General features: G+C 71.0%; 38 protein-coding genes. 12 read left to right on the forward strand and 26 right to left on the reverse strand.

Going from position 1 to position 25,477, the window contains the following annotated elements; genetic code table 11:
- The first annotated feature begins 69 nt into the window (after window positions 1–69).
- The 12 genes from Psi01_RS12635 (at window position 70) to Psi01_RS44550 (ending at window position 8,312) form a co-directional block, all read left to right on the forward strand.
- A complete protein-coding gene (locus Psi01_RS12635; RefSeq protein WP_204064160.1) occupies window positions 70–312 on the forward strand; it encodes a hypothetical protein in 243 nt (80 codons plus the stop codon).
- 159 nt (window positions 313–471) lie between these two features.
- A complete protein-coding gene (locus Psi01_RS12640; RefSeq protein WP_204064161.1) occupies window positions 472–1,503 on the forward strand; it encodes a hypothetical protein in 1,032 nt (343 codons plus the stop codon).
- On the forward strand, window positions 1,500–1,691 hold the full coding sequence (locus Psi01_RS12645; protein WP_204064162.1) for a hypothetical protein: 192 nt from the start codon (window positions 1,500–1,502) through the stop codon (window positions 1,689–1,691). The genes Psi01_RS12640 and Psi01_RS12645 overlap by 4 nt, the downstream gene beginning before the upstream one ends.
- Window positions 1,681–2,148, forward strand: coding sequence for a hypothetical protein (locus tag Psi01_RS12650; protein WP_204064163.1), 468 nt, complete (start codon window positions 1,681–1,683; stop codon window positions 2,146–2,148). Before Psi01_RS12645 ends, Psi01_RS12650 begins: the two co-directional genes overlap by 11 nt.
- The gene (locus Psi01_RS12655) at window positions 2,145–2,405 is read left to right on the forward strand and encodes a hypothetical protein (RefSeq protein ID WP_204064164.1); all 261 of its coding nucleotides are present in this window, start codon (window positions 2,145–2,147) and stop codon (window positions 2,403–2,405) included. The genes Psi01_RS12650 and Psi01_RS12655 overlap by 4 nt, the downstream gene beginning before the upstream one ends.
- Window positions 2,406–2,531: 126 nt before the next feature.
- On the forward strand, window positions 2,532–4,421 hold the full coding sequence (locus tag Psi01_RS12660; protein WP_204064165.1) for a hypothetical protein: 1,890 nt from the start codon (window positions 2,532–2,534) through the stop codon (window positions 4,419–4,421).
- Between the two features lie 14 nt (window positions 4,422–4,435).
- Complete coding sequence (locus tag Psi01_RS12665; RefSeq protein WP_204064166.1) at window positions 4,436–4,870, forward strand: hypothetical protein; 435 nt, start codon at window positions 4,436–4,438, stop codon at window positions 4,868–4,870.
- A 17-nt stretch (window positions 4,871–4,887) separates the two neighbouring features.
- Window positions 4,888–5,757, forward strand: a complete 870-nt coding sequence (locus tag Psi01_RS12670; RefSeq protein ID WP_204064167.1) for a hypothetical protein — start codon at window positions 4,888–4,890, stop codon at window positions 5,755–5,757.
- The gene (locus tag Psi01_RS12675; protein ID WP_204064168.1) at window positions 5,754–7,193 is read left to right on the forward strand and encodes a hypothetical protein; all 1,440 of its coding nucleotides are present in this window, start codon (window positions 5,754–5,756) and stop codon (window positions 7,191–7,193) included. Before Psi01_RS12670 ends, Psi01_RS12675 begins: the two co-directional genes overlap by 4 nt.
- Window positions 7,194–7,356: 163 nt before the next feature.
- Entirely contained in the window at window positions 7,357–7,632 is a 276-nt protein-coding gene (locus Psi01_RS12680; protein ID WP_204064169.1) for a hypothetical protein, read from the forward strand.
- Between the two features lie 42 nt (window positions 7,633–7,674).
- Window positions 7,675–7,860 carry a hypothetical protein gene (locus Psi01_RS12685; protein ID WP_239127574.1) on the forward strand — a complete coding sequence of 62 codons (186 nt, stop codon included), beginning with the start codon at window positions 7,675–7,677 and terminating at the stop codon, window positions 7,858–7,860.
- A 71-nt stretch (window positions 7,861–7,931) separates the two neighbouring features.
- Window positions 7,932–8,312 carry a hypothetical protein gene (locus Psi01_RS44550; protein ID WP_373872488.1) on the forward strand — a complete coding sequence of 127 codons (381 nt, stop codon included), beginning with the start codon at window positions 7,932–7,934 and terminating at the stop codon, window positions 8,310–8,312.
- Between the two features lie 60 nt (window positions 8,313–8,372).
- Here Psi01_RS44550 and Psi01_RS12695 read toward each other — a convergent pair whose 3' ends face one another.
- The 26 genes from Psi01_RS12695 to Psi01_RS12820 all read right to left on the reverse strand — a co-directional run bounded on the left by Psi01_RS12695 (window position 8,373) and on the right by Psi01_RS12820 (window position 25,475).
- Window positions 8,373–8,663, reverse strand: a complete 291-nt coding sequence (locus Psi01_RS12695) for a DUF8825 domain-containing protein (RefSeq protein ID WP_204064172.1) — start codon at window positions 8,661–8,663, stop codon at window positions 8,373–8,375.
- A 163-nt stretch (window positions 8,664–8,826) separates the two neighbouring features.
- Entirely contained in the window at window positions 8,827–9,084 is a 258-nt protein-coding gene (locus tag Psi01_RS12700; RefSeq protein ID WP_204064173.1) for a hypothetical protein, read from the reverse strand.
- 116 nt (window positions 9,085–9,200) lie between these two features.
- Entirely contained in the window at window positions 9,201–9,986 is a 786-nt protein-coding gene (locus tag Psi01_RS12705; RefSeq protein ID WP_204064174.1) for a peptidoglycan recognition protein family protein, read from the reverse strand.
- A gap of 9 nt (window positions 9,987–9,995) precedes the next feature.
- Complete coding sequence (locus Psi01_RS12710; RefSeq protein ID WP_204064175.1) at window positions 9,996–10,463, reverse strand: hypothetical protein; 468 nt, start codon at window positions 10,461–10,463, stop codon at window positions 9,996–9,998.
- Complete coding sequence (locus tag Psi01_RS12715) at window positions 10,456–10,785, reverse strand: putative phage holin (RefSeq protein WP_204064176.1); 330 nt, start codon at window positions 10,783–10,785, stop codon at window positions 10,456–10,458. Before Psi01_RS12715 ends, Psi01_RS12710 begins: the two co-directional genes overlap by 8 nt.
- On the reverse strand, window positions 10,778–10,975 hold the full coding sequence (locus tag Psi01_RS12720; RefSeq protein ID WP_204064177.1) for a DUF7620 family protein: 198 nt from the start codon (window positions 10,973–10,975) through the stop codon (window positions 10,778–10,780). Before Psi01_RS12720 ends, Psi01_RS12715 begins: the two co-directional genes overlap by 8 nt.
- Window positions 10,965–11,297, reverse strand: coding sequence for a hypothetical protein (locus Psi01_RS12725; protein ID WP_204064178.1), 333 nt, complete (start codon window positions 11,295–11,297; stop codon window positions 10,965–10,967). Before Psi01_RS12725 ends, Psi01_RS12720 begins: the two co-directional genes overlap by 11 nt.
- A 12-nt stretch (window positions 11,298–11,309) precedes the next feature.
- A complete protein-coding gene (locus tag Psi01_RS12730; protein ID WP_204064179.1) occupies window positions 11,310–11,606 on the reverse strand; it encodes a hypothetical protein in 297 nt (98 codons plus the stop codon).
- Window positions 11,607–11,615: 9 nt separating this feature from the next.
- Entirely contained in the window at window positions 11,616–12,131 is a 516-nt protein-coding gene (locus tag Psi01_RS12735; protein WP_204064180.1) for a hypothetical protein, read from the reverse strand.
- Window positions 12,131–12,652 carry a hypothetical protein gene (locus Psi01_RS12740; RefSeq protein ID WP_204064181.1) on the reverse strand — a complete coding sequence of 174 codons (522 nt, stop codon included), beginning with the start codon at window positions 12,650–12,652 and terminating at the stop codon, window positions 12,131–12,133. The genes Psi01_RS12735 and Psi01_RS12740 overlap by 1 nt, the downstream gene beginning before the upstream one ends.
- The gene (locus Psi01_RS12745; RefSeq protein ID WP_204064182.1) at window positions 12,652–13,164 is read right to left on the reverse strand and encodes a hypothetical protein; all 513 of its coding nucleotides are present in this window, start codon (window positions 13,162–13,164) and stop codon (window positions 12,652–12,654) included. The genes Psi01_RS12740 and Psi01_RS12745 overlap by 1 nt, the downstream gene beginning before the upstream one ends.
- A gap of 12 nt (window positions 13,165–13,176) precedes the next feature.
- Complete coding sequence (locus tag Psi01_RS12750; protein WP_204064183.1) at window positions 13,177–14,991, reverse strand: hypothetical protein; 1,815 nt, start codon at window positions 14,989–14,991, stop codon at window positions 13,177–13,179.
- Between the two features lie 33 nt (window positions 14,992–15,024).
- Entirely contained in the window at window positions 15,025–18,321 is a 3,297-nt protein-coding gene (locus tag Psi01_RS44405) for a hypothetical protein (protein WP_307819232.1), read from the reverse strand.
- On the reverse strand, window positions 18,302–18,565 hold the full coding sequence (locus Psi01_RS44710; RefSeq protein WP_444980715.1) for a phage tail assembly protein T: 264 nt from the start codon (window positions 18,563–18,565) through the stop codon (window positions 18,302–18,304). Before Psi01_RS44710 ends, Psi01_RS44405 begins: the two co-directional genes overlap by 20 nt.
- 8 nt (window positions 18,566–18,573) lie before the next feature.
- On the reverse strand, window positions 18,574–18,987 hold the full coding sequence (locus Psi01_RS12765) for a hypothetical protein (RefSeq protein WP_204064185.1): 414 nt from the start codon (window positions 18,985–18,987) through the stop codon (window positions 18,574–18,576).
- 19 nt (window positions 18,988–19,006) lie between these two features.
- Window positions 19,007–19,489: a phage tail tube protein gene (locus tag Psi01_RS12770; RefSeq protein ID WP_204064186.1), complete on the reverse strand. Its 483-nt coding sequence runs from the start codon at window positions 19,487–19,489 to the stop codon at window positions 19,007–19,009.
- Window positions 19,489–19,821, reverse strand: a complete 333-nt coding sequence (locus tag Psi01_RS12775; RefSeq protein WP_204064187.1) for a hypothetical protein — start codon at window positions 19,819–19,821, stop codon at window positions 19,489–19,491. Before Psi01_RS12775 ends, Psi01_RS12770 begins: the two co-directional genes overlap by 1 nt.
- 8 nt (window positions 19,822–19,829) lie before the next feature.
- The gene (locus Psi01_RS12780) at window positions 19,830–20,336 is read right to left on the reverse strand and encodes a hypothetical protein (protein ID WP_204064188.1); all 507 of its coding nucleotides are present in this window, start codon (window positions 20,334–20,336) and stop codon (window positions 19,830–19,832) included.
- Window positions 20,337–20,351: 15 nt separating this feature from the next.
- The gene (locus Psi01_RS12785; protein WP_204064189.1) at window positions 20,352–20,792 is read right to left on the reverse strand and encodes an HK97 gp10 family phage protein; all 441 of its coding nucleotides are present in this window, start codon (window positions 20,790–20,792) and stop codon (window positions 20,352–20,354) included.
- Between the two features lie 4 nt (window positions 20,793–20,796).
- Window positions 20,797–21,246: a hypothetical protein gene (locus Psi01_RS12790; RefSeq protein ID WP_204064190.1), complete on the reverse strand. Its 450-nt coding sequence runs from the start codon at window positions 21,244–21,246 to the stop codon at window positions 20,797–20,799.
- Window positions 21,243–22,028: a head-tail connector protein gene (locus Psi01_RS12795; RefSeq protein WP_204064191.1), complete on the reverse strand. Its 786-nt coding sequence runs from the start codon at window positions 22,026–22,028 to the stop codon at window positions 21,243–21,245. The genes Psi01_RS12790 and Psi01_RS12795 overlap by 4 nt, the downstream gene beginning before the upstream one ends.
- Window positions 22,025–23,920 (reverse strand): LamG domain-containing protein, encoded by a 1,896-nt coding sequence (locus tag Psi01_RS12800; RefSeq protein WP_204064192.1) that lies wholly within the window; start codon window positions 23,918–23,920, stop codon window positions 22,025–22,027. Before Psi01_RS12800 ends, Psi01_RS12795 begins: the two co-directional genes overlap by 4 nt.
- Window positions 23,921–23,930: 10 nt before the next feature.
- Window positions 23,931–24,449 (reverse strand): hypothetical protein, encoded by a 519-nt coding sequence (locus tag Psi01_RS12805; RefSeq protein WP_204064193.1) that lies wholly within the window; start codon window positions 24,447–24,449, stop codon window positions 23,931–23,933.
- The gene (locus tag Psi01_RS12810) at window positions 24,449–24,700 is read right to left on the reverse strand and encodes a hypothetical protein (RefSeq protein ID WP_204064194.1); all 252 of its coding nucleotides are present in this window, start codon (window positions 24,698–24,700) and stop codon (window positions 24,449–24,451) included. The genes Psi01_RS12805 and Psi01_RS12810 overlap by 1 nt, the downstream gene beginning before the upstream one ends.
- Before the next feature lie 16 nt (window positions 24,701–24,716).
- The gene (locus Psi01_RS12815; RefSeq protein WP_204064195.1) at window positions 24,717–25,130 is read right to left on the reverse strand and encodes a hypothetical protein; all 414 of its coding nucleotides are present in this window, start codon (window positions 25,128–25,130) and stop codon (window positions 24,717–24,719) included.
- A gap of 60 nt (window positions 25,131–25,190) precedes the next feature.
- Complete coding sequence (locus tag Psi01_RS12820) at window positions 25,191–25,475, reverse strand: hypothetical protein (protein WP_204064196.1); 285 nt, start codon at window positions 25,473–25,475, stop codon at window positions 25,191–25,193.
- Window positions 25,476–25,477: the final 2 nt, after the last annotated feature.

Below are 25,477 nucleotides of genomic sequence, written 5' to 3' on the forward strand. Positions count from 1 at the left end.
GTTCGCGATCAACGTGGCCGCCGTCGTGCTCCTGGTCGTGATCGTCCATCGGCGCTTCGGGGGTGCCCGATGAGCCCCACCGTCCACGAGCAGTCCGTCGAGCGCCTGGCCGAGCTGCTCGCCAGCCGAACCGCACACAGAGGAGAGATCGACATGGCCACCTGCCCCGGATGCATCGGACGTGGAACCGGCACCCGCTGCTGCATGTGCGACGGCACCATCCCCGAGGAGCTGCGCCGGACCCCGGACTCGCCGAACGAGGTCCGGGCCGACTGCGTCGGCTGCCAGCGCGGTGCCGTCCACACCCACTGAGCCGGTCACGGGCCGGGCGACCCACACCCATCCCACCCGCCCGGCCCGGGACCTACCAGCCGCCTGGTCGGCCTCGAGTCGTCCCGCCCGACCCCACCCGGGCGGGACGGCCCGAGGAGGACCAGACACCTCCTACCGAACAGATCAGGAGAAAGCCTCGTGATGACCGCCAGCCCGCCGCCCGGCGAGCCCCGCGAGCCGACGTCGCAGGAGATCGCCCGCGCGCTCGACGAGACGGAGCGCTACGTCGCCGCGCACGCCCCGCCCGCTCCGCCCGAGCCGGCCCCGCTGTACGACCCCGCCCAGGGCGAGACCAAGCGGGTCCAGCAGCTGCGCGCCGAGGTCGCTGAGGCGCACCTGCTCGCGCAACTCCAGGACGACGAGACTCCGCTCCTGCTCGACACGGCCAAGGTGCGCAAGCGGCGCAAGAAGGCCGGCGAAGCGGCCCGGCTCCATGCCCTCGCCCAGGACCCCACCATGCGCGCCTGGCGAGCCACCCGGATGCGGCGGCTGCTCGTCGCGGTCGCCATGCTCTCGCTGACACTGGCGCTCGGCTGGTCTACCGCCGGCGTGCAGACCTTCGCCGCCGAAGACGCCCTGGTCTGGTCACCTGGCTGGGTCTTCGCCTGGCTGGTCGAGCCGTTCATGTCCCTGGCCCTGCTCGTGGTGGTGGGCGCTCGCGCCTACCTGTCGACGCTCGGCCAGCCCATCGAATCCCGAACGCTCGTTCGGATCGAGTGGCTGTTCCTCGGCCTGACTCTCGGCATGAACGCCTGGCCGTACCTGCCGTTCGTCGTCGACACCTTCAGCCTCTCCCGGCTGGTGCTGCACATCCTCGGCCCGATCGTCGCAGTCGCCATCGTCACCGCTCTGCCGATCATCCTGGCGGCCTTCACGCGCCTCGACGTCGGCCTGCCCGGTAACCCCCTTACCACCGCAAGGTACTGGGGAAATGCCGCCGCCGGACACCTGGCGGGTAACCCCTCGGGTAACCCCTCCGAGGTCGACGACATCGAAGCCAAGGCCGCTCAGATCCGCGCCATGATCGCCGCCGGAAATCTCCCCGAAGGGGCCGGCGTGAAGAAGATCCGCGACGCCCTCGGCTGTCGCATGTCCACCGCGCAGGCCGTCCGCGACCGTCTCGCCGAGGGCGGCGGCTGGAATCTCACCGTTGACGAGGAGTACCGATGACCCGCACCCGCTGGGCCGCTCTCGTGGCCGGCCTCCTGCTCGCCCTGGCCGCCGTGCTGTTCACCGCCAGCGCGTGCGGCGGGTCTGCCGAATCCGCCCCGGCCGTCAAGCTCCCGCTGCCCGACCTCACCGCGGACTGCAACGGCGACGACATCATCAGCCCGAAGGAGAAGAAGCATGGGTGCTGAGTACGAGACGTGGTCCGGCGACATGCTGGACGACCCGGCCATGATGGAGGCGTTCGCCACCCAGCTCCGCCGGCGCCTGGCAGAGCAGGCCAACTACGTGGCCCACATCCGGCGCGACGCCGAGGCCATGTGGAAGGAGAACCCGCCCGAGGGCTACGGCTCGTTCGAGGCCTGGTGGCGACACCGCTGGCTGAGCGGCCCGTTCGGGGAAATCCAGGCGCACCTGGAGGAGGCGGCGAAGCTGACCTTCCGCCTGGAGGCCCGCTACCGGCGTGGCCGCCACGAGATTCCCGCCCGCCGTCAGGCCGCCGCCGAGGCCCGCCAGGCGCGGGCGCTCCCGGCTGGCCTGAGCGCCGCCGCCCGGGACGCCCAACCGGCGCCTGCCAGGGCTCAGGCGGGCCCGCCCGAGAAGCCCTTCCTGGAGATGCTTCGGGAGCGCCGGGAGAGGTCGGCGTGAGCGGCGCGACGGCCAAGCTGACCCCCGAGGCGAAGGCGAAGCGGCGGATGCAGAACGTCGCGCAGCTCTGGAACGAGCGGACCCGCGCCGTCGGGAGTGACGCGGAGCTGGCCCGGCTGTGCTGGGACCGGGCTCGGGCCGCGGCCCGCCGAGCGCAGCGCGGAGGCGAGCGGGGGGCGATGCACGAGCTGGCGGAATTGCTCGCCCGGTGGGCTGAGCAGAAGGAGAAGGCCGAGATCGCGCGTCACGCACCGTGACGCGCATGTTCATGTTCATCCGCTGCGCCCTGGCCTGTCCGGGGCCCAATGCGCGTCGCGCGTACGCGCGACGCGCGAGTATCGCCGAATTGGTCACAGAGCGTCAACCCCAGGAAGGAGGCGGAGATGAGCGACAACGACGAGAAGGACGGCGAGCTGCTGCGGTTCCCCCGGGTGTTCCTGCCGGGCTCCTTCGACGCTCCCGGACCGCCCTCCGGTAACGACTCCGCCGGCGAGCAGGAGGGTGAGGCGCCCGCCTCGCCTCGGGCCTGGCCGCGGCTGCCGGAGGTGGCGCCGATGAGCCCGCCGCTGCACCTGACCGTGCCGGGCGTTCCGACCCCCGGCTCCGCCGATGAGGAGCCGGGGGCGTTCGCCGTGCCCGCGCCGATCGACCCGGAGAACCCCACCCCCCGCGAGGTGCTGGCGGCGGCGATGGCCGTGATGACCGCCCTCGGCGTGGCCGCCGCCCAGGGGCTGTGGCATCGGGCCCGGTACCGGCAGGCGCTGGCGGACCGGGCCCGGGCAGCTGCCGACAAGGCGGAAGGGAAGGCGTCGGGAAGGTCCTCGGCTGCGGGGACGGGCAGCGGGTCGAGCTCGCGCGGGAGCAAGGGGGCGGGTGGCTCGGGAGGCTCTAAGAGCCCGTCCCTGCTGCGCTCCCCCGGCGGGCCTTCGGGGAAGTCCTCGCGCTCTGCTGGCCGTACCGGCGGCGGGGGCAGCCGGCCGGACAAGGGCAGGAAGGACCCCAAGGGCCCGAAGAACAGGTCGCCCAAGGCGCCCCGGGGCAAGGACCCCCGGGCGCCCCGCGCGACCCCGGACGGCAAGCGCAAGGAGCCGGCGTGGCCGAAGAAGCGCAGACGCGCCGCTGACAAGGACGGCGGGGTCAGAGGGCTGCTGCGCCGCAAGCGCCGCGACGCCGCCTCCAAGAAGCAGCCGCCCGCGCTGGCCGGATCCAAGGGCGGCCCCGACTCGACGGCCAAGCCCAAGGTGCCCAAGGCGGATGCCGCCGCGGCGGGCACCAAGCGCGGCAAGGACAAGGCCAAGGCCACACCGCGTCCCGCCGCCCCGGCCCGGCGCGAGCTGACGTGGAAGGCACCGAAGAAGGACCCCAAGGAGAAGGGGCCCACGAGATCCACGGAGGAGCCCACGGGGCCGAAGCGCTGGACGTCCGGCCGCAAGAAGCCCAAGGACACAGCACCACCCAAGCGCCGCAAGTCCCGGAGCCGGCAGGGCGGAACCGCGTGGTGGAAGCGGTGGAAGGCCCGCCGCCCACCCTCGGCGCCGCAGGGCGCGAGCAACGTCGGCGCCGACGCGGGCACCCAGCCGAGCCAGGACCAAGAGCAGGCGCGCAGGACGTCCCCGCCCCCGCCTCCTCCGCCCCCCGGCTGGGGGATGCGGCCACCGCCGGGCGCCGACCGCAGAACCTGGGTGCGCGTCGAGCGCGTCGACGAGCCGCCCCGCCGCGCCCGGCCCGAACCGCCGGCGCCCGCGACGCCGACCCTCACCGGGACGCCCATCTCGGGACGGCCCGCGCTGCCCGTGGGCCAGGCCAGCACGCGCGCCGTGACGCCGCCGCTATCAGCACATCGACACAGGCAGGGGGCCCGCTTCGTGAGCACGCCCAGGACGACGAACACGCAGTACCACGACGCGGATCTGACGATCCATGACGTCATCGACGCCGACGCCGACATGGCCGAGCAGATCCTCGCCGGCGTCGACGAGGCGCGAGCGACCGCCCGAGGATGCGAGGACCTGATGAGCGGGCTGGAGGCTCTGCGCGCCGAGGTCATCAGGAAGAAGGTGCCCGGCGTCCTGGAGGGGATGCTGGTCACGCTCATCGACAAGACCTTCAAGCTCAAGGCCACGGCCGAGGCCCTCGCCGCGAAACTGCCGAGCGCCTCCGAAGCCATCGCCACCGCGGGCAGCAACGCCGCGGCCCGGCACAAGCCGCTGGCTGATGCCGTCCGCGACGCCGGCCACGTCCGGCCCGCCGAGCGCGACTACCACCACGCCTGAGAAGGGAGAACGCGATGAACGAGATGGAGAGATCCGAGAGCACAGGCGGAGCAATCGCGGCGGCCGGTGGCGTCCTGACGACGGTGGTGTACTACGCCGTCGTCATCGTCAGGCTCGTGACCGCCGGGATCAAGCTGCGCGGACTGTCGGAGCAGGTCCGCGGCACCTACCGCTACGTCGAGGGCTGCGCGACCGGGACCGACCGGCTGGCCGACCAGATGGCGCGCTTGACCGTCGACCGCGACACCGTGGGTGAACACCACGACGCCGCGACCGTCATGCGGGGAGCGCTGGCCGAGGCCGAGGCGATGGCCGAAGCGAGTGAGGACCTGTCGACCATGTTCCGCCAGACCGCCATCGCCCACCAGGCCGATTACGGCTCGGTCGCCGAGGCCGCCGCCGAGATGAACGTGCCGATGGCCGAGGCCGAGTTCTACAGCAACCGCTGATCAGGAAGGAGAAGACCGTGACGTCGTCCCCGCTGCCTCTAGCGAAGGTCACCGTTGAGCTGCCGGACTGGCCGGTGGTGGACCGGTGGCGCCGCCACGTCGACGCGGCACGCAGCGCGAGCGGCTACGTGGCGACCGCCGCGGGGTTCCTCGCTGCGGCGGCCGGACTGTTCACGCCCTTGTTTGCCGGGGTGGCGCTGGGTGCGACCGCGGTGCTCACCTTCCTCGGGCTGCTCACGCTGCGGTTCTGGCGGCCGGAGGGGCACCAGCGGGCGACCGCGACCGTGCTGTACCTGGCGCCCGGCGTGGGCCTGGCCGTCCTGCTGATCGTCGAGCAGCTCGTGCCGGGCCCGCACTGGGTCGAGGCCTTGTTGCTGATGGTCTGGACGACGGTGGTGCCGTTCCTGCGCCCGGCCCGCACCGCGCGCCTGATGATGTGCCCGCCGCCCCCGCCCCCGCCGGCGCCGAAACCCGCGCCGTCGGCGGAGGTGGCCTGTGACCACCCGGCCGCCCGCTGGTGGGCGGCGAACGTCGCCGTCGACAGCGGGGCCGGCCCCGGCACCCTGCTGGAGAACATCGAGCAGATCGGCGAGGCCTCGATCCGCGCCACGATCCGTTCGGCCGCCGCCGGGCAGCCGGTCCCCGACATCTCCATCCGGCGCCTGAGCGCACTCATGGACGTGCCCGAGGAGCTCATCGGTATCGGCCCGGTGCCCGGCCGGGGCGCCGGCGTGCGCTGCCTGACGATCGGCACGGCCGCCGCGGCGGCGGCCGATCCCGCCACCGTGTGGGCGCAGCGGATCGCCCCGGCCGCGATGCCCGGCACCGTGCTCACCGGTGTCCGTACTGGCCGCCTCGGTGTCCCCGGCGGGGAGGGTGGCGCGTGAGAGGTTCCACCCTGGCCGCCGCCGGCGAGGTGGTCGAGCTCATGCTGGAGGTCCCCCAGGGCCAGGTCCTCCGCTACGACATGCCTGCCCTGTGCTCGGCCTTGGGTGTGCCGCCGGATCGCCTCACGGTGGAGACCGACGGGCTGCGGCGGGCGATCGTCACGATCTACCCGTCCAACCCGTTGACGCAGGTGCGCGCGGTCACCCGCGAGGACCTGGCGATGGACCGCCACGGCCGTATCATCGTCGGCGTCTACCACAACGGCCGGCCCGTGCGGCGGCGCCTGTACGACCCGAGCACGGGCTCAGCGCAGCGCTTCCTGCTGTTCGGCACCACCGGCGCCGGCAAGTCCAAGGCGCTACAGCTCCAGTTGATCGCCGAGAAGATCAACGGGATCTGCAGCTGGCTGGGTGACCTGAAGTTCGGCCAGTCGGTACCCGAGGCCAAAGACCAGGTCGACTTCCACGTGCACACCCCAGAGGGCGCGATCCTGATGCTGCGCTCGGGAGTGGCCGTCGCCCACGAGCGGATGCGCCGCTACAGCGCCGCCGGGCGGAACTCCTTCGCACTCGGCCTCGATCCCCTGTTCCACATCCACCTCGACGAGATCAATCGACTGCTGGAGGCCGGCGCCCCCTACCGAGACGAGGGCGCCTACCTGGTCAAGGAGCTGGGGCGCACCGGCCGCAGCGTCGGCGTCGGTGCCGGCCTGGCCGCCCAGGCGGCCCACCTGGAAGAGCTGGGCGGCTCCGACACTCTCAGAGGCATGTTCAAGGAGGGCGAGGTCACCCTGCTGCGCTGGTCGGCGTCGATGATGCGCCAGCTGGTCAGCGACGGGCTACTGCCGGACGGCGCGCAGCTCATGCCGATTCCCAAGGTTCTCCGGACGGTTACCCTGCGCTCGCAGTTCGACCCGGACCTCGACGAGGACGACGACGATGCTCCCGGCACGCAGGGCATGGGCTATGTGCTGTCGGGGCCGCACCCGACCTCGCTGATGAGGCACTTCCGCGTCGGCTCCATCGCGCCCGTCGCTGGCCTGGACCCGGAGATCCTGGAGCTGTACGGCCCGGAGGAGCCCGTCCACTTGGAGGAAGCCTCCTGGAAAGCCGCCGGCCCGGCCTATGCCGCCCGGCACGACCCCGAGGTTATGGCCGCGCTGTGCCAGGAGCTGCAGGAGGAGAAAGAGAAGGAGTCGAAGAAGGTCATCCCGGTTGGGAGCGGCAGGCAGGGAGCGGTGCTGCTGCAGGACCGCGTATGGACTGCCCTGATCAGCGCAGAGGAGCCGATGACAGCCGATGAGGTCCGGGAAGCTGTCCTCGCCGACGGCGGCAAGAAGGTCTCGCTCGGCGGCGTCCGCACCACCCTGGGCGCACTCGTCGACGCCGGACACGCCATCCGGTCCGCGCATGGTCTGTACGCCCCTGCGCAGTGACGATTGCTGTGCATTCAATGATCAACAGTAGGGGCCAGAGGGGCTCCGCTGACCCTGGAATGGAATCTTTAAAATCTCTGTCAACCCAGGTATTCACTCAACCGTCATACACGCGCAGTGACAGGATCACCACGAGCGGGTATTAAGCGGATGACGGAGCAGCATGGAGCGAGACCTCTGGGTGGCATGGCTGAACGTCAGCGAGCGCACAGCAGAGAAGATCCAGCACCTTCATCGCCTAACTGAAGATGAGGTTCGAGACGCAGTCGTCTGCACGGAGAACCTGACCTACACATGGGACGACGACCCAGAGCGAGGACTGCGAGCCATCGTCGAGACACACATCCGCTCCCGAAAAGTGCTGATTGTTCTCTACCCAGCCGATGACTCATTCGAGGACGAATACAACCTCGGAAGCGCCTATCCGGTCAACAGCTGATCATCATTGGCAAACAGGACAAAGGGAGGCATGATGACGAGCATGAACGCCAACGATTTCTACGAGGATGACGAACCTGTCGAGAAGATCGTGGCAGCGTTCGAACGGGGCGAAAAGCGGCTCACGAAGCAACCCACCCGAGGCTTCAACGAGCACCTCAACCTGGCTGGCACTACCTCCGTCGGCGAGACCAGCCCTGCCGGATACACCGTCACCCACGTCTGCTGATGGCATCACCGATCGATATCCAGCTCATCTTGTGCGACGCCGCGGTCTCCGACCCGAGCGGAAAAGTTCACATGCTCGGCGCTGGCTGGTCCATCACTGGAGCCCCCACCGCCCCACACGCCGTTGCCGTCCTGCTCGGCATCCCATGGGATCGCGCCAACATACGGATCCCGTTGAAGCTTGAGCTGTGTGACGATGATGGCCGTCCCGTTGAGATCGAGGCCGCAGACGGGAACGCTGCCAAGCTGTTCCACCAGGGCGGCATAGAGGTTGGCCGGCCAGCTGGACTGGCACCTGGGACAATGCTGGATGCGGCGTTCTCCCTGAGCATCCCCCCGCTACCGCTGAAGCCTGGGCGCTACCAATGGCGGTTCGAAATAAGCGATCAGATCGTCACGAGGTCCTTCACTGCACGGCCCGGGCAAGCCACGCCACCTATCAGGCAGACCTAGGCACACACAACTGGCCCCGCCCACCTCACGGTGAGCGGGGCCAAGTCGTTCCAGACGGCGTTACGAGGCGGCTCCGGCCAGGGCCTCGCGGGCGGCCTTGCGCAGCGACTGCCGGGCGGCGTACCGGTCGCCGACCTCACTCCACCAGCTGTGGCGGTCCAAGGCCTCCAGCGCCTCCATCCGGGCGGTCCGGACGCGGGCGAGCTCGCTCCACTGCTCGTCACTCACGCTCCCCCCGAGGATGTCGGTGGACGGCGGCAGGGCGTCCGTCACCCGCTGCACCTCGGCGTCGGCCTGCCAGTATGCGTGCTGCAGGGCGATGAGATCGGTCGGAAAGTCGTAGTCAGCCATGTGGTGCTCCCCCGGGTGGTGCCTTGTGCGGGAGCGATCCTAGGGGGCAAGCCCCGGGCACGACGAAGCGCCCCGCCCGTCTCCACGAGGGAGACGAGCGGGGCGCTCAGCGTAGGCGGAGCCCCTGGTCGTGGCCACACGTCCCAGGGCTCCGCAGATCAGCCTACCGCTGAGCCATCGGCAGATCCGGCCGCGGCTCGTGCTTGGCCATGTACCCGGCCACGTACGTGATCAGGCCCGGCAGCAGCGGGACCACCAGCGTCTCGACCACGTCCGGCAGGAACGCGATCAGGTCCAGCCGCGCGTTGACCGCCTGCAGCACCGTCAGAACAGCGAGCAGGCTGAGGTACGTGGCGACGGTGGACGCCTTGACCTTTGCCTCTACCTTCGCCCGGCCGTAAGCGATGGGTTCGTGCACCATGTGCCCCTCCTTCAGGGACGCCGCCCTCAGGTCTGGGCGGAAAACAGGAAGACCAGCCACATCAGGGCTGGTCACAGGGGGTGTAGGTCGAGTAGGGAAATCTTTCCGGGCTGGACCTACAGGCCGAGGAGCTTGGGCCAGGTCTTGCGACCGATCCGGCCGTCCTTGTCCAGGCCCTTGTCCTCCTGGAGCTTCTTGACCTCGTCGACGAACTTCGGCGAGTACACGGTCGGGTCGATCACCTTCGGGTCCAGCTCCTTGGCGTAGCCGCGCGCCTTGAGCAGGTAGAACGCGGTCTTGACGTGGCGGCCCGTGGCGCCGGGCTCGAGCAGGGGCAGGTCGTTCACGGTGCTCTCCGTCCAGGAGCTCGTCGGGGTGGGGGCGGCCGTCTCGCCGGGCCGGGGGCAGCCGCGCCGGATCCACGCGTACAGCGGCTCCCCGGGGCACGAGGTGGCGTAGCCGTCGCGGTGGCCCTTGATCTGGTCGCCCGCGCCGCCCTTTTCGCGCAGCCAGTCGATCGCATCCAGGATGCCGAGCAGCATGTCGTTGGGCGGGATGATCAGGCCGGAGTTGCCGACCAGGCCGAGGACGGCATAGTGGCCGCTGTTGAGCCCGGAGCCGTTGGCCGCCGGCACCCGGCCGGGACCGCGGCCGACGAACACGCACCTGTGCGGACAGACGCAGGCCGTGTAGCCGATGTCCATCCACCCGTTGCCGTCCATGTGGCCGTTCTGGATGCCGCGCACGGCGGCGGCGCACCGGCGGTGGTCGTCGACGATCGCCGGGTCGACTCGGCCGCCCGTGTAGTGGATCTTCACGCCGCGCGTGGAGGACAGCCGGGAGTAGTCACCGCGGGGCGCCCGGGCACCCCAGTCGGCGCGCGGGATGAGGTCGATGGGCATGGGTGCCTCTCAGGTGCGGTAGGCGATTTTGAACTCGGCCAGCGCGAGACGGACCGGCCGGGGGGAGTTGTGACGGACCGCCACGGCGAGCGGGACCTTCGGGTGCACGAACATGCCCCAGCTCTTGGCGATGAACTGGCCGCCCGGGGTGATGGCGCGGTCCTCGGTGCAGGTGGAGTCCGGCTCTCCGAACAGGCCGAGCGGGTCGCGGACGATCCGGTCGCGCAGCTCGGTGTAGTCGCCGTCCTCCCAGTACAGGAGCGCGTACACCTCCGCCCACGCGTCGTGGGCCGGCCAGATCAGGCCGGAGCGCGGGTCCGGGTAGGCCGTGGTGACGCCGTCCGGCTGGAGCGGGTTGTGCATGCCGTGCGCGTCGTAGGACTCGGTGCCGTACGGGAATCTGACCACGTAGTAGTCGCCACCGGTCACCGGGATGGTCTGCGCGTCGGCCTTCAGCGAGCACACGATGTCAGGCACGGTCGCCCCCCTCTCTCTGGCGCTCCCGCCGCGCCTCGCCCTGCGCCTTGATCAGCAACCACAGCCTCTGGATCAGCACGTACGGCAGGGCTGAGAACACCACCAGGCGCAAGACCTTGAACCACGTCGCCTCGCCAGCGACCTGCCGGAACGCCGCCACCATCAGCAACGCCGTGATCACGGCCATGAACGCCATCACATGCCGGGACATCTCGCTGCGCCGCCAGTCCACCCGCAGGAAATAGATCGCGACGAACGCCAGGGCCGGAGCGAGAGACAGGTAGATCAGCACGTTGCCGATCAGCACCATGACGTCATCCACGTCTCCCCCTGAACGCCTCCGACAGCAACTCCCCGAAGTGGTTGGCCTCTCGCAGGCGGCGCAGCCGCTCAGCCAGCGTCAGCGACCGCAGAGCCCGCTCCCGAGCGTGCGCCAGATCAGCCTCGGCCCGCCGCCGCGACGCCTCGGCCTCCTGCTCGGCCTGCTCGATGTCCCGGTCATCACGTGTCACTGATCGCCCCGATCTGCCGGGATCTGATCTCGGTCAGCAGCGCGGCGGCCACGGCCGCGCCCTCCGTGGACGCCACCAGTGCCGCCCGGACCTCCTCGGCGTGCGCCTGCCGGGTCGTCTGGTGCGCCTCACGCTCGCCGACGTACAGCTCCCGCCAGGCATCGGCGTCCGCGGCGGCCTCAGCGATGCGGGCGTCCCGGTCGGCCCGGACGTCGTCCAGCGTGCTGCGCGGCACCAGGCGGCCGGTGAACACCAGCCAGAGCACCGCGAACAGCACGCCGACCGCGCCGAGCTGGATGACCGGGATCTGCGCCCACTCCACCCGTGACCCCCGTCAGGAGGCCGCGGGCGCGGCCTCGGCCGGCTCGCGCGTGCCGAGGTTGATGACGACGAGGTACTCGCCGGCGGCCGTGTGCTCGGGCGTCTGCAGGATCTCCTCCGACAGGATCTCTCCTTGCGGGTACAGCTGCTGGGCGCCGCGGCGGGCGGTGACCAGAGCCTGCTCTTCCGGTGTGCCCTCGCGGAAGCCGTGCTTGTAGATGTGCCGGATGACGGCGCTCTCGTCGCGCTCGATCTGGACGCGGCGCTTACGGAGGGCGGCGGCATCCCGCAGCCGCTGACGTGGGGGCATCAGGTCTCCTCAGTAGGTGAGCCGGCGGGCCATCAGGAAGCTGTTGGTGGTGACCTGCGTGGCGGTCGCCGAGGAGACGGCCTGCGCCCAGCGGAACCGCAGCACGCCGGAGTTCGCGCCGACCCGCAGCAGGCCCTTCGGGCTCACCGTGCAGTTGTTGCCGGAGCCGACCGCGCCGACGTTCGGTAGGTTCGTCAGGCCCTGGGCGGTGCGGGACACCTCGTCCGTGCTCGTGGTGGCCGCCGTCGACAGGCCGTCGGAGACCCAGTCGAACGTGCTCCCGCTGGGTGCGGTCCATCCGATCTGGATGTCCCCGGCCGTGGCGCCGTTGTAGATGATGAACGCCTGCACCCAGTAGTCGGTGTTCGCGCTGACGTTGAGGAACAGGTGATCATCGTTCTGCGGGGTCGTGCTGCTGGTGACCGACTCGATGCCCGGCTTGATGACGTGCGCCTGCTGCATCAGGTACCGGTTGAGGTCGGCCGCGGTCAGGGTCTGCCCGGCGACGAAGTTCGTGATCGGCATCAGTCCGTGAGCCTTCGGATGATGAGCACGCTGCGGGCGTGCACGACCGTCGCGGTCGCCGAGGCCGCCAGCTGCGCCCACTGCAGCTGCAGGTTCCCGGCCGTGCCGCCCACCGTCATGACGCCCTTCGGCAGGAACGCCAGCGCGTTGCCCAGGCCCGAGCCGATACCGCCGGGCGCCGGCGCGGACCCGAGCGACTGCAGCGACCGGGACACGGTGGACACCCCGGCCGTGGCGCCGGAGCCGACCGCATCAGAGACGTAGTCGAACGTGCTTCCGGCCGGGCCCGCGAAGCTGATTTTCAGGTCGGCCGCGGCGAGCGCCGAGTAGATGATGAACCCCTGGACCCAGTAGGACGTTCCAGCCGCAACCGGCAGCAGCAGCTCGTTGTCGTTCTGCAGGGTCGTGCTCGAGGCCAGCGACTCGTCCGAGCCCTTGATGACGTGGGCCTGCTGCATGAAGTAGCGGTTCATGTCGGCGGCCGACAGTCGCTCGAGGTGCGTGAAGTCCTTCAGCGGCATCAGACCGTCAGCCTCTGCGCGATCAGGATGCTGCCCGCCTTCACGATCGTCGCCGTCGCCCCCGAGGTGTTCTGCGCCCACCGCAGCTGCAGGTTGCCCGCGGTGGCGCCGGTGGCGACCCGGCCCTCGCCCATCACCACGGCGTCGCCGCCCGTGCCGCCGATCCAGCCCGAGCCCGTCTCGTCCAAGAAGTTCCGGGAGATGCGGTCGACGCTCGAGGTGGCGCCGCCGGCCAGGCCGCCATGCGACCAGTACAGCGCCGCCCCGGCCGGCACCGAGAAGGTGATCGACATGTCCGACGCGGTGGCCGCGTTGTAGATCGCGAACAGCTCGATCCAGTACTGCGAGTTCGCGAGCAGCGGGACGAGCAGCTGGTCGTCGTTCTGCAGCGTGGTCGAGCTCGTGATGGACTCGTCCGCCGTCTTGAGGGCGTGCACCTGCTGGATGAAGAACCTGTCCACGTCGGCATCGGCCTGCAGCACCGCGCCGTCGGTGAAGGTCTTGAACGGCACCCGGACCTCCCCTCAGTAGACGAGCGCGTTCTGGCCGAGGACGCCGAGCGTGGCGTGGCCGAGCGTGAAGAAGCTGCCGACCTGCGTGGCGGACTGCAGGATCCAGCGCGTCTCCCAGCGATGCCCGCCCTCGATGGTGTGTTCGATGCCGCGGATGAACACCTCGCGGTAGACGACGTCCCCGCCGCCGGGCGGCCGCCGTGTGATCGCGATCCGGTCACCGATCTCCCTCGACAGCACCTGCGGGAAGAGGCTGGTCTCGTCCTTGATGGGCCGGATGGTGATCTCGTCGAAGCGGAGCTCGGGCTCCTTGCCGAGGTGCAGGAGCCACTGCGCCCAGCTCAGCGTCTCGCCGTCAGAGACGTGCGCCAGACCCGATCTCTCGAAGGTGTGCGCCTCGAACTCGTCGATCGAGTCGGTGTCCTCGGCGACCTGCTCGGCGCCGCCCTCGCGGGTGGCCTTCACGCGGTTCGCCATCATCGTGTCGTCGTAGGAGATGCCGACCTTGTAGTACGGCAGCTCGCCCGGGTCGCCGCCGAACGTCGCCTGCACCGTCGTGCTCCTGGTCTCGCTCACCAGGGCCTGCCGATTGCGGAACACCACCCGGCCCGCGCCGTCGATATACAGCTCGCCGATCTCCGAATCGGCCACCGTCTGCAGCTCGGACAGGCCGTCGCCCTCGAGCGTCGTGCCCTGCATCGCCGAGTTGCCAGTCGAGATGACCCGGTCGAGGGCCGACCAGCCGAGGCTGTCGAGGATGCGGTTCACCCGGGCGCCGGACAGCTCGCCGGCGCCGACCGGCGCACCCAGCGCGGTACGACTGTCGGCACCGAAAATCTTGAACGCGTCGGTCGCCGGGACGTTCGCCTCGGACTCGTAGTCGCCCTCCCAGTCGATGTCCCAGGTATCGACGTAGCCGCGGAACAGGTCGTAGGTCACCGAGTTCCAGGTGGCGCGCACCCGGATGGGGCGCATGGGCAGGACGCGGGTGCCGGTGCCCTGGCCGAACCCGGTCAGCTCGCGCGTGGCCAGGGACGCGGTCACGAACGCATTCGACTGGGCGTCGACGCGCTCGGCGTAGTCATCCGGGCTCTCCCAGGAGTTGCCGGCGCCGCCGCCGGTGCCGGCGACCCAGCGCAGCTCGACGTCGTTGTCTCCGGCCGGGGTGACGCCCGGCGTGATGAAGAACGACGACTCGGGGTTGTCGAGGCTGGCGAGGATCGGCACGGCCGCGGTGTCGGCGTTGTTCACCAGGACGACCGAGGCCACCCCGTCCGCGCCGCTGGCCTGGCCGAAGGTGTAGGTGGGCGGTTCCGAGCCGCCGGTGACCTTGCGCCAGACGCGGGTCTGCAGCGCGTCCTCACCCGAGGTGATCGTGCCCAGCGGCGTCCAAGCTGCGCCGCCGGAGACCGTCAGGTCGGCCGTGGTGCCGAGGTCGGAGGACAGGAACGCCAGCATGACCCGGCCGGAGACCGTACCGGTGGGCCGGGTCACCGTGAACGACACCGAGCCGGAGGCGTTGGACTTGACGTCGGCAATGGTCGCGGTCTGCCCGGCTGCGGACTTGACCGCAACGGTGACGCCGTGGCCGAAGAACTGCGTGTCGTCGGCGGTGAACCCGAGGTCAGGCGTGGTGTTGGAAAACCCGCTGACGTACGGTCCGGCCAGGTTCGTCGGGTCGAACCGCCTGTCGCGGTTGTCCAGGCGCACGGTGGCCGTGCCCGCCTCATAGCGCAGCAGCGGTCCGTCCACCCGGGAAGCGCCGCGGCGAGTGAACACCCCGCGCGTCCAGGCGGAGATGTCCGTCCAAGTGGGCGAGTTGAACATGCACTCGACGACAATCGTCGGAAAGGCGGCCATCTACAGCCCCATCGGCTTCCCGGCGAAGGACCGCTTCTGATACTCCTTAAGCACCCGGTAGACCTCCCGGCCGACGTCGGCAGGCTGCGCCGTCGGCGGCACGCTCACGTTGATCTCGACCTTCGTGGTGCCGCCGATACCCTGCTGCATCTGCCGCTGCGTGAACACGTACTCGGGCTTCTTCGTGCCGTTGTAGACCGGCGTGTGCCCCGGCGGCAGCACCCCGCCGGAGTCGAACTTCAGGCCATACCGGCGGGTGAACAGACCGTTGTCGGCGCCGCGCGCCGCCGAGCCGACGACCACGCCGCGCGAGCCGCGCGACTCAATGTTGGTCCGCCCGATCGTGCCCGCCATGTGCCCGACACCGGCATCGGTGACGCCGACGCGCACCGAGGATCGCAGGTTACGCACGAACCCGCCCGGCCCGCTGCTGCCGCCGAACGACCAGGTGGTGAACAGCCGACTGTGAGGGTTGCGGCCCCGGATCACGTTGACCAGCGCCGACCACAAGCCCGAGCAGTCGTAGCCGCGCGGGCCGACGCCACCCCAGATGTACGGCTTGCCGGCCTGCGCCCTGGCCCAGGCCAGCCCTCGCTGTGCGCCCGGCCCGCCCATGGCCGCTGAGACCTTCTTGGCGACGTCCGCGCCGATGCGCCCAGCGAAGGTGTTGTAGAGCTTCTCGGCGAAGGCGACCGTCTTGTTGATGTTGGCCATGCCGGTGATGGAGTGGCGGGCGATGATGCCGCCGCCGGCGAAGAACGCGCCCTCGCCTCGCAGGTGCTTCGGCCCGACCCCGTCGGCCAGCAGGCGCCGGACGCCCTCCACGCCGCCCCGACGGGCCGCGGCGTTCATCTCGTCGACCGCGGCCGGGCCGACGGCGCGCGTCCACTCCGGCCGCATGACGGCCTCGCCGCCGGACAGGCCCAGGGTGCCAGCGGTCGGCGAGTAGAAGGTGTGGATGTCCTTGCCCGGTGACCAGCCGGGCAGGATGCCGCCGGCCGCGCGGGCTTCCTGCAGACCGGGGATCTTGTAGCCGACCACGCTGCCGTTGGCCTTGACCAGGATCCGGACGGTCTTGTCCTTGATCCGGTTCGTCGCCGAGTTGATCTGCCCCGGCAGCGTGGCGTACCGGCGCACGAGCCGGTCGATCTCCTGGCGGGACAGGCCGGCGCGCTCCATGACGCCGCGCAGCCGGTCCATGTGCCGCTTGAACGCCGCGTTCGCGACGTCGACGTTCTTCGACTCCTTGTAGAGCTTGTCGGCGTGATCGACGGCCGCCCGGATCGCCTCAATCAGCATGCGATTGTTCTCACGACCGGCCTTGGTGTTGATGTTGAACTTGCCGGTGCGCGCGTCCAGCCGCAGGCCGTTCTTCTTGATCGCCTCCGACAGATCGTCCATGCTGTCGCGGAAGCTGATCGCGGCCAGGTCCGCATCCCCGGTCAGGGACCGGAAGCGCGCCATCTGGGAGGTCAGGCCGGACAACTTCCGGGTCGCGCCGTCGGCCGAGGTGCCCATGCCGTCGAAGGAATCGGCCGTCGCATCGGCCGCGGCCGTCGTCTTCGGCGTCGCCTCGGTGAGCCGCTGGTAGCGCTCGCGCGCCTCCTTCAGCTCGGTGTTCGTACCGTCCAGCGCTCCGCGGACCTTCAGAGCCTGGTGGGAGTATTCCTGCGCCGCGGCGATGCCGCCGCCCCACTGCTCGTCCAGCGCCTTGGCCCGCGCCTTGGCCGCCTCCATCCCGGCGTTGACCCGGTCCATCGCGGCCCGGTTGCCCAGCGCCGCCTCGGAGACGTCGACGAGGCTCAGCTTCAGCTTCTGCGCCGCCTGCAGCACGCCCTCGGTCTCCAGGCGCCCCCGGATGGAGGCGGCCGAGTTCTCATCCAGGGCGCCCTTGTTGCGCATCAGCGCATCGGTGAGGTCCTGCACCCGGGACTCGGCCTCGCCGTTGCGGGTGGCGAACAGCGCCAGCGCGCCCACGCCCGCCGCCAGGGCGATGCCCCACGGCCCGCCGAGCACACCGACCATGCCGGACAGTGCGCCGCGCGCCCGGCCGGCGACACCGTCCATGCCGGCGAGCCGGTCGCGGAACCGGCCGACCGGCCCCTCGGCGTTGCGGAACGCCGCCACCATGTGCAGCACGCCAGAGGCCAGCGGGGCGACCTTGCTGGCCAGCGGGCCCAGCACCACGCCGAGCGCAATCAGCTGGGTGACCGCGCCCCGCAGCGGTTCGGGCAGTCCCGAGATCAGCCGGGCGAGTGCCCCCAGCGGGCCGAGCACCAGCGGCAGCACCTCGCCCACGTCCGCGGCGGTCTCGCGCAGCACGCGGAAGAACTGCGTGAGCTGCTGCTGCCCCTCGACCGAGCGTGACCAGGTGGCGAATCGGGCGGTCAGGCGCTCGATCGTGTCGAGCACGCCCTCGCCGGAGCTGTTCATCGACCCGAACACGCCGACCAGGCCGCGGCCGACGTTGCCGCCGATGCGCCCAAGCTGGCCGAGGGTGTCACCGGCTCGATCGACGGTCCGCTCCAGGGCGGCCGCCCCGCGCTCGGAGTTCAGGAACGCCGCCGCGGACTTGACGCCGTTGGTCGCCCACGCGGCCATCCGCTCGGCCAGCGGCAGCGACGCCGTGGTGAGCCGGGTGATGACCTGCAGCGCGGGTTGAGTAGCCCCGGCCAGCTGGCCCATGATCCGGCTGGAGGAGGCGAACACGCGGTTGACCGCGCCGCGCGCCATCGGCGTCTGCGCGAACTTCGCCGCCTCCTTGGCGCCGGTGTTGAACCCCGCGGCCACGCCCAGCATGCCGGTCTTGATGTCCGGCAGCAGATTCTCGGCGACCGGCCGCATCTCACGAGCGAGCCCGTCGAACAGCGTCTCCTGCACCGACTGTTGCAGATCGGTCCATGCGCCTTTGAGGGCGGCAGTCTCCTTGACCACGCCCCGCGCCGCCGGCGACAGCTTCGCCAGCGACTCCTCCAGGGCCTCGGCGTCGCCCGTGGCGATCGCCTCCATTGCCTCGCCCATGCCGACCAGGCCGACGCGCAGGGATGCCGAGGCGGCTCCCGCGGTGGCCATCACCCCCGGCAGCGCAGCGATCGCACCCGCCGCCGGGACCAGCGCCCCGGTCAGCGCGGTCGCTCCACCGGCCGCCGCCGCCAGGCCGCCGCCGATCATCGCCCGCCGGCCGATGGCGCTCAGCCGCTTGTCGATCTGCGCCAATGCCCGGTCGGCCTTGCGTAGGCCGGATTCGTTGAAGTCGACGCCGAGGACGATCCGCAGGTTACGCAGCACCCCCGGCATCGACGCCCCCCTCTTCCTCGAATCCCTCGAGCGGCCGGGCGTCCCACCGCGGCATGAAGTCCTCGACCGAATACGGCTTCTTCGGGCGGCCGATCATGTTGACGATCTGCTGGGCGATCACCGCTGCCGTGCGGTCCAGGCGGGCCTCGACGCCGATCGGCCCGTACAGCTCCTCGAAGGCCTGCCACTCGGCCAGCTCCCGGCCGGAGATGCTGCGCAGGAGCTGGCCGACCGTGCAGCCCAGCGCGAGTGCTAGTCGGAAGTGGAGCCCTCGCTCGGGCCTTCGACGAAACCCTCGATCAGCTCCTTGGCCTCATCGTCATCGCCGAGGCCCGACAGCGTCATCGCCACTTCCGTCAGCTGCAGCAGCACATAGCTCGGCATCTGAGAGACCTTCAGCACGTCCTTCGCGTCGAAGAACTGCGAACCGTCCTCGTTGATCGTCGACTTGACGACCAGCAGCGCCATCGCGTGCTTGGACTGCTTGCGGCGCTTGCCGTTGCCCTCGGTGGCCTGTTCCTGCCACTCGTTGACCTCGGCACCCGTCAGGCCGCGCAGGCGCATCACGCCGATCACATCGCCGTTCGGCGGCCGGCGCAGCATGACGTCTTCCCACGGCAAATCGGCGGCGACCTGCCACAGCTCGTCCTTGGAGATCAGATTCATGGGGGGTTTCCCTTACTCGTCAGGCCGGGATCGTGATGTCCTCGGCGGGTTCGTCGGTGATGGCGAACTGGAAGACGCACACCGGAACGGCGTCCATCTCGAACGGCTTGGAGATGGATCCGACGGTGACGGGGAAGACGTCCATTTTCCTTCCGGGGATGTCGCCGCCGCCCATCCGGACGATGTTGCCGTCCTCGTCGCGCGGCATGACGGTACGTGCGTCGTTGCCGGACGGGTCGGCGTACATCGTCAGCGAGGAGTCCTCCGCCTCGATATCCGCCGGAACCTTGGAGGTGAACCGGCTGTTGACGTCCGGGGCGTCGAGGAAGTTCGACGTCACCCCCCACCCGTCATAGGCGGCGACCTCGCCCGTCAGGTCCACGCCGGCGTTCAGCTCCGACCTCGTCGGCGCGTTCTTGTTCGCGATCGTCGGCACCCAGTACCACTTCAGCGTGCCCTTGGGGTAGTACCTCTGCACGGGCGCGATCGGCGTGGCAGCCATTACTCACCATCCCTGTTCTGCGTGCGCTGACGCCGCGGCTTCTCCGACGACGAAGCCCCGGGCTCGGCCGGGGCTTCGGGGGCTTCCTGTCCGGTGGGGGGTGGTGGGTCCGCACCCTCATCGGTCGAGGGCTCGATCACGGGTTCGGGCTCGCCGGTGGAGTTCGTGACCACCGCTGTCCCCGGCGGCAGCTCGCCGTCGTCAGTCGGGGGCTCGTAGCGCTGCCACCCCGATCGCATGTAGTGGCTGAGGGACTCCTCGGGCACCTGGATGACCCGCTCGCCGTCGTCGATCTTCGGGTGGTGGATAGCCACCCGGGTGATCTCTGCCATGCCTCTCCTTACGACGCCGCGCCGATGAGGACGATCTGGTAGGTGACCGGGGTGCCGGCCCCGGAGTTCGCCACCCGCAGCAGGTCCCCGGTGCCACCGGTGACCACGTAGCCGGTCGCGTCCGGGGCGAACAGGGCCAGCAGGCCGCCGGGCCGCACGATGACCGCCGGGGTGGTGCCCGATGCCCAGTTGATGAACGGGTTGCTGGCTCCGCCGCCCACCACGACGTTGTTGGCGTTGGCCAAGCTCGCGGCGACGATCAGGGCCTTGATCCGGGCGAAGGTGACGGTCGCGCCGAACGGATCGGTCAGCACGCCAGCGAGGTCCAGGTCCTCGTTCGCGCTCGCGACCAGGGTGCGCTCGTCCGACCAGATCCGGTTGGCCTGGTTCAGCCCGGCACCGTCGGAGAAGGAGATCTGCCGGGAAAACGGCGTCGACGCCGTGCCGCTGAACAGGTCGCCCGAACTAGTCAGATCGGCCGACAGCTGCAGCAGCGCCCGCGCACTAAGGGGCATGACGAATCCTCTCGATCACTTGAAACCGTGGCGCCGCGCGGCCCGGTCGACCGCCGCGGTGATGTCGGCGTCGATGGCCCGCCACGCCTCTGCCGCCGCCGAGAACAGGAAGGGCCGCGCCCGCTGAGCCACCCACCGGTCACGGTCACCGAACACCGGGTGCCGGAAGCTCCCGCGCCGGCCGAGGTTCTCCAGCGGCCGGGCGTGCGGCGCCCGGCCCTTGTCGACGCGGATCACGGCGCCGGGGCGCTTCTTGGCGAACGAGACACTGAGCTTCGTCGCGGCCGGGATCCGGCTCGACCAGGCGGCGTTCGCCCGCGCCTTGACCAGGGCCCGCTGTCCGGCCTTGCGCATCTCCGGCCGCAGCTCCCGCCGCATGTCCGCGGGCAGCTTGCCGAGGTCCCTGATGAGCTTGCGCAGGTCGTCGGTGCCGGTCTTGGCCTTGGTCAGCGGCATGGGCTCACCTCGTCCAGGCGTCCACGGCGATGGAGAAGCGCAGCTCGGCCTGCGCGCCCTTGTCGTTCTGTTCCTGCGTCAGCGATTCGGTGGCCAGCTGCACCCGCCCGACCAGGCCGCCCAAGATCGGATTGGCGTCCAGTACGGCGGCGACCGTGTTCACGTAGCCGTACACGAGCTCCCGCACCTGCACGGGGTCCTTGTCGCCCCGCAGCGCGTACGCCCAGCAGGCGATGCTGTAGGACTCGTGGTGAGGGTCGAGCGTCACCTGATCCCGGGACCGCGCGGACTCGACGGCCGGCTCCCCGCTCTCCCCGCTGAACCCCACGCAGACCATGTCGTTGGCGGCGGTGATCGGGTGGCCGTCGACCACCTCGACGTCCGGCAGCGCGGCGGCGATGCGGATCACGAGGTCGGCCAGGACCGCCGGCACGGTGGAGACGACGCGCATCATGCGATCCCCGAGACCTGCTCGCCGAGCAGCTCGAGCGCCCGGCGCGGCACCGCGTACCCGAACCGGGGATCCCACACTGCCTCGTCGCTCCCGAACCGGGGCGTTGCCGCTCCGCGCTGCGTCTCCCACAGGTGCTGAAGGATCATCAGCGCGGCCAGGCGAATGTGCGGCGGCACGTCGGTACGGCCCGCGGTGTAGGTGACCGTGACCGGCCCGGAGATCCAGGCCCCGTCCCGGCGCCGCACCACCCCGCTCATCTCGCCCGGCAGCAGCTCGGCGACGTCCTGGTCGAGCGCCGAGCCGATCCCGGTCACGGACGTGATCGACAAGATGGGCGTCTTGTGCAGCACCAGGGAGTAGCCGCCGCGGTGCTGCTCGACGACCGTGCGCCGCAGCACGACCCCGGTGTGCCGCTCGATCGGCTCGGTGACCGCGCGGATCATCTCCCGCAGCTCGGCGTCCTCGGCCGTGTTGGTGAGGTTCAAGTGCACCCGAGCGTCCTCGATGGACACGATGCCCGACTGGCTCCACATCGCCGCCACGTCGAACGCTCGCTCGTCGACGCCGGACGGCACGGTGGTCACCCAGCGGGCGATGTGCCGCCCGGCCTGCGACGGCGTGAAGTCGTAGTGGTAGGCGCCGTCCGAGTCGTCGACCGGCATGTGCGGGCCCGACGTGGCGCCGTCCGGCAGCAGGATCGTCACCGCCACCGACGCCGGTGTCACGCCGCCCTGCACCTGCGTCGTCAGCCGGATCGCCGCGCCGTACGGGTACGTCGTCACTGGTCACCCCCATGGATCGTCACAACCGGATCAGCTGAGCTCGACAGCACGGCCGTCGCCTCCGTCGAGGCGGTCAGCACCGCGACGCGCGCCGTGGCCGAGCGCAGCTCGACCGGCGGCAGGTCGACCGCCTCCGAGACGCCGGCGAGCTCGGCGACGACCACCGGCAGGACGGCGGCCAGATCCCCCTCAAGGGCGCGCAGGCCGGCCAGCTCGACCACCGGCGAGGGCAGCAGGACCGCCGCGGCGCCGGCGACGGTCACCGCACCGGACGCCGTGACCGTGGCGGGCGGCAGCAGCGCCGCCAGCGCGCCGTCAGCGCCGGAGGCCGACCCGGCCAGCAGCGCCTGCGCGGCCGGCAGGGTGAGGGCCGCCGCGCCCGTCGCCGTCGCCGTAGCGGCCACGCTGACCGTCAGAGACGGCAGGCCGGCCGCGACCGGCCCGGAGACGGTGACCGTGGCCTCGACGGCGGCCCGGGCCGCGGGCAGAGTGGCCATCAGGGCGCCCGGCCCGGAGTCGGCGGTCCCGTCCATCTCCGCGACCGCGGCAGGCAGGACGACATCCAGCACGCCGAGCGCGAAGACGCTACCGGCCGCCTCGCTCTCCAGGCTCGGCAGCGTGGCGTCCAGCGCACCGGCCGCCGTGACCGCGCCGGCGGCCGAGGCCTCGAGGGCGGGCAGGCTCGCGGCCAGGGTGGCGGAGAAGGAGACGGCGCCGGACGCCGCGGCGACGGCCGCGGGCAGGTCCGCGTCGAGCACCCCGTCGGTGCTCACCTGGCCGGCGGCCGTTGCCTCCGCGGGAGGTAGGGATGCCGCCATGGCCCCGGTCACGGTGACCACGCCCGCGGCCGACACGCTCGCGGCGGGCAGGGTGGCGGCGAGCTGGCCGTCGGCGACCGACCCGGAGGCGGTGGCCGTCGCCTGTGGCAGCGTCGCGGCCAGGGCGCCGGTCGCGGTGGCCGTACCGGCGGCGCTCGCGCTTGCGCTGGGCAGCGTGGCGGCCACAGAGCCGGAGACCGCGACCGCGCCCGCAGCGCTCGCCGAGGCGGCAGGCAGGGACGCCGATAGTGCGCCGGAGGCGGTGACCGTACCGGCCGCCGCCGCACTGGCCGCGGGGAGGCTGGCGGCCAGCGCGCCGGAGGCGGTCGCCGTGGCGTCAATGCTCGAGGTCGCGGCCGGCAGGGTGGCGGCGAGGTCGCCGGTGACGGGCGTGCCGTCGTCCGGGGGTGCGAGCGGGCTCCGGGTGAGGGTGCGGAAGGTCCAGGCCAGCGGGGGCCGGGCGGTGTCCACCGCGGCGCCGGTTCCGCCGGACAGGGTCTGGCCGTTCCCGCTGTAGTCGGTCGCCTCCGGGGCCAGCAGGGGATACCAGGTGCGGAGGTTGGTGGTGCGCACCGGCCGGACCGTCCAGGACTCCAGCTCCAGCTCCGCCTGAGTCAACGTGGCGCCAGTCCAGACTTTGACGGCCTCCACGCTGCCGTTCAGCCATTCGCCGTTCCACGCTGACTCGCCGATCCTCAGCGTGGTGGCGGTCAGGCCGGAGGCCGGAGCGGTCCCGGTCACCACGGTGAAGGTGGACGAGCCGGCCGCCCGCCAGATCAGGAAGGAGGCGCCGGAGGAGACCCAGGTCAGACCGACCCAGTACCACGTGCCGACCGTCAGGGCCGACCCGGTGAGGAAAGCGCCGCCGGCGGTGTAGGCCTCCATGGTGACGCCATCGGTACCGGTCTGAACTCCGACCACGGAGGACGTACCGCCATCGATGTTCAGGAAGGTGCTGAAAGCGTTACGGTCAGTGCGGATGTTGACCCAGCCGCACATGGACAGCTGGGTGATCGCTCCCAGGCTCAGGGCCCGGGTGTAGTCCTGGGCATCCGCTGAGAACCGGACCGCCATCGCCAGGCGCCTACGTGTCCGACCAGGACAGCAGAACCTTCTTCAGGTAGGCGTCACCGGCCATGGTGTCGGCGGCATTCCCGCCGACCCGGCCGATACGAAGGATCAGTTCGTCCCCGGATGCCATCGCGTCCAGCGCCGCTCCGGACAGGGTGATGGTGGCGCGCATGAGCCGCTTGGCCGTGGTGCCCAGGTGCGTGTCCGTCACGGAGACGGCCGTACCGAACGCTTCGGTCTCCCAGTTCAGCGCGTCCGTCTCCGGGGTGCCGGCCATGATGGAGGCCTCCCACACCACGGCACCGGAGGTCGCACTGGCCGCGGACCAGATGATGTCCACGGTCACGTTCGGCGTGCTGGCCCCGTAGTTGAGTGCGCCCAGCTCCCAGAACGCGTACTCCGTAATCGCAGCGTCGTAGGCCAGCCAGCTCACCGGAGCGTTGGTGCCATCGGTCCGCAACAGCTGCGGAAAGGCGGTGGCCGCGCGGTACTGGGTCTCCGGCGGGTACAGCTCGCGCAGGATGGTCGCCATCAGTCGCCCTCCGCCCAGAGCTTGCCGGAGCGGCGCATGAGGATGTAGCCGAGCAGCGCATACTTCTGGGCAGCGGTCAGCTGGGCGCGGGCCGGCTGCGGGATGGCCGCGTTGATCGTGGAGACGTTGGCATCCAGCCAGTCATCCAGCGCGACCACCGCAGCCAGGATGTCGGCCTTGGACACTGCGCCCAGTTGCTCACCCGCGGGCAGCTCACGCACCCACTGAGCCGCCACGCGCTGTCGGTTCACCGCGGTGAGTGCCATCTCAGCCCGCCGGCATCGTCACGGTGCCCGAGGTGATCTGCACGTTCACCCCGACCGAGATGGTGGTGGTGTTCAGCTGCAGGTCGCCACCGCCGCCGGTGGCCGACACCGAGCCGTCCATCACAGTGTTGCCGCTTGAGTCCTTGGCGCGGAAGTACCCGGCCGTGCCCGCCGCGGCGCCGGTCGTCGAGCGCGGCGCGCCCGCCATCGTCGCCGTCCCGGTTGCCGAGCCGCCGAACGCGGGATCGGCCAAGGTGAAAGTGCAGAGCAGCGTGCCGGACGCGGCGTCCTCGGCCGAGGCCGGCTGCGACCCGGTGCGGACCTCGATCGTCGCCGCACCGGCGCCAGCATCGAGCAGGTCCACGATCGCGTCGCATGCCGCGTTGCGGGCCGCGGTCGACAGGCGGATGGCCATCGCCCCTCCTTCAGGTATGGCGAAGGGGCCCGCCCGGGCGGGCCCCTTCCGTGTGGGGTGTTACTTCCGGCCGCGCGCCGTACGCTGCCGCGGCGCGTTTTCGGCAGCGTTCTCCAGCGGCGGGGCGGCGGGCGCGACGCGCTCGGCCTCGCCCCCAGCGGCCTCCTCAGCGCCGAGGCGGCGCAGCTCCGCGGCGACCTGCTCGGCGCGATCGTCCAGGCCGCGCCGCACGTAGCCGTCCCGCTCGCGGCGCAGCGCCTCGACCTGCGCCTCCTCGGGAGTCGGGACGTACATGTGGTCGATCCCGCCGGTCCGCACGCTGCGCACCGGGATCTGCTCCGGCATGA

The organism is Paraplanobispora siamensis (assembly GCF_016863175.1).
GTDB classification, from domain to species: Bacteria; Actinomycetota; Actinomycetes; order Streptosporangiales; family Streptosporangiaceae; genus Planobispora; species Planobispora siamensis.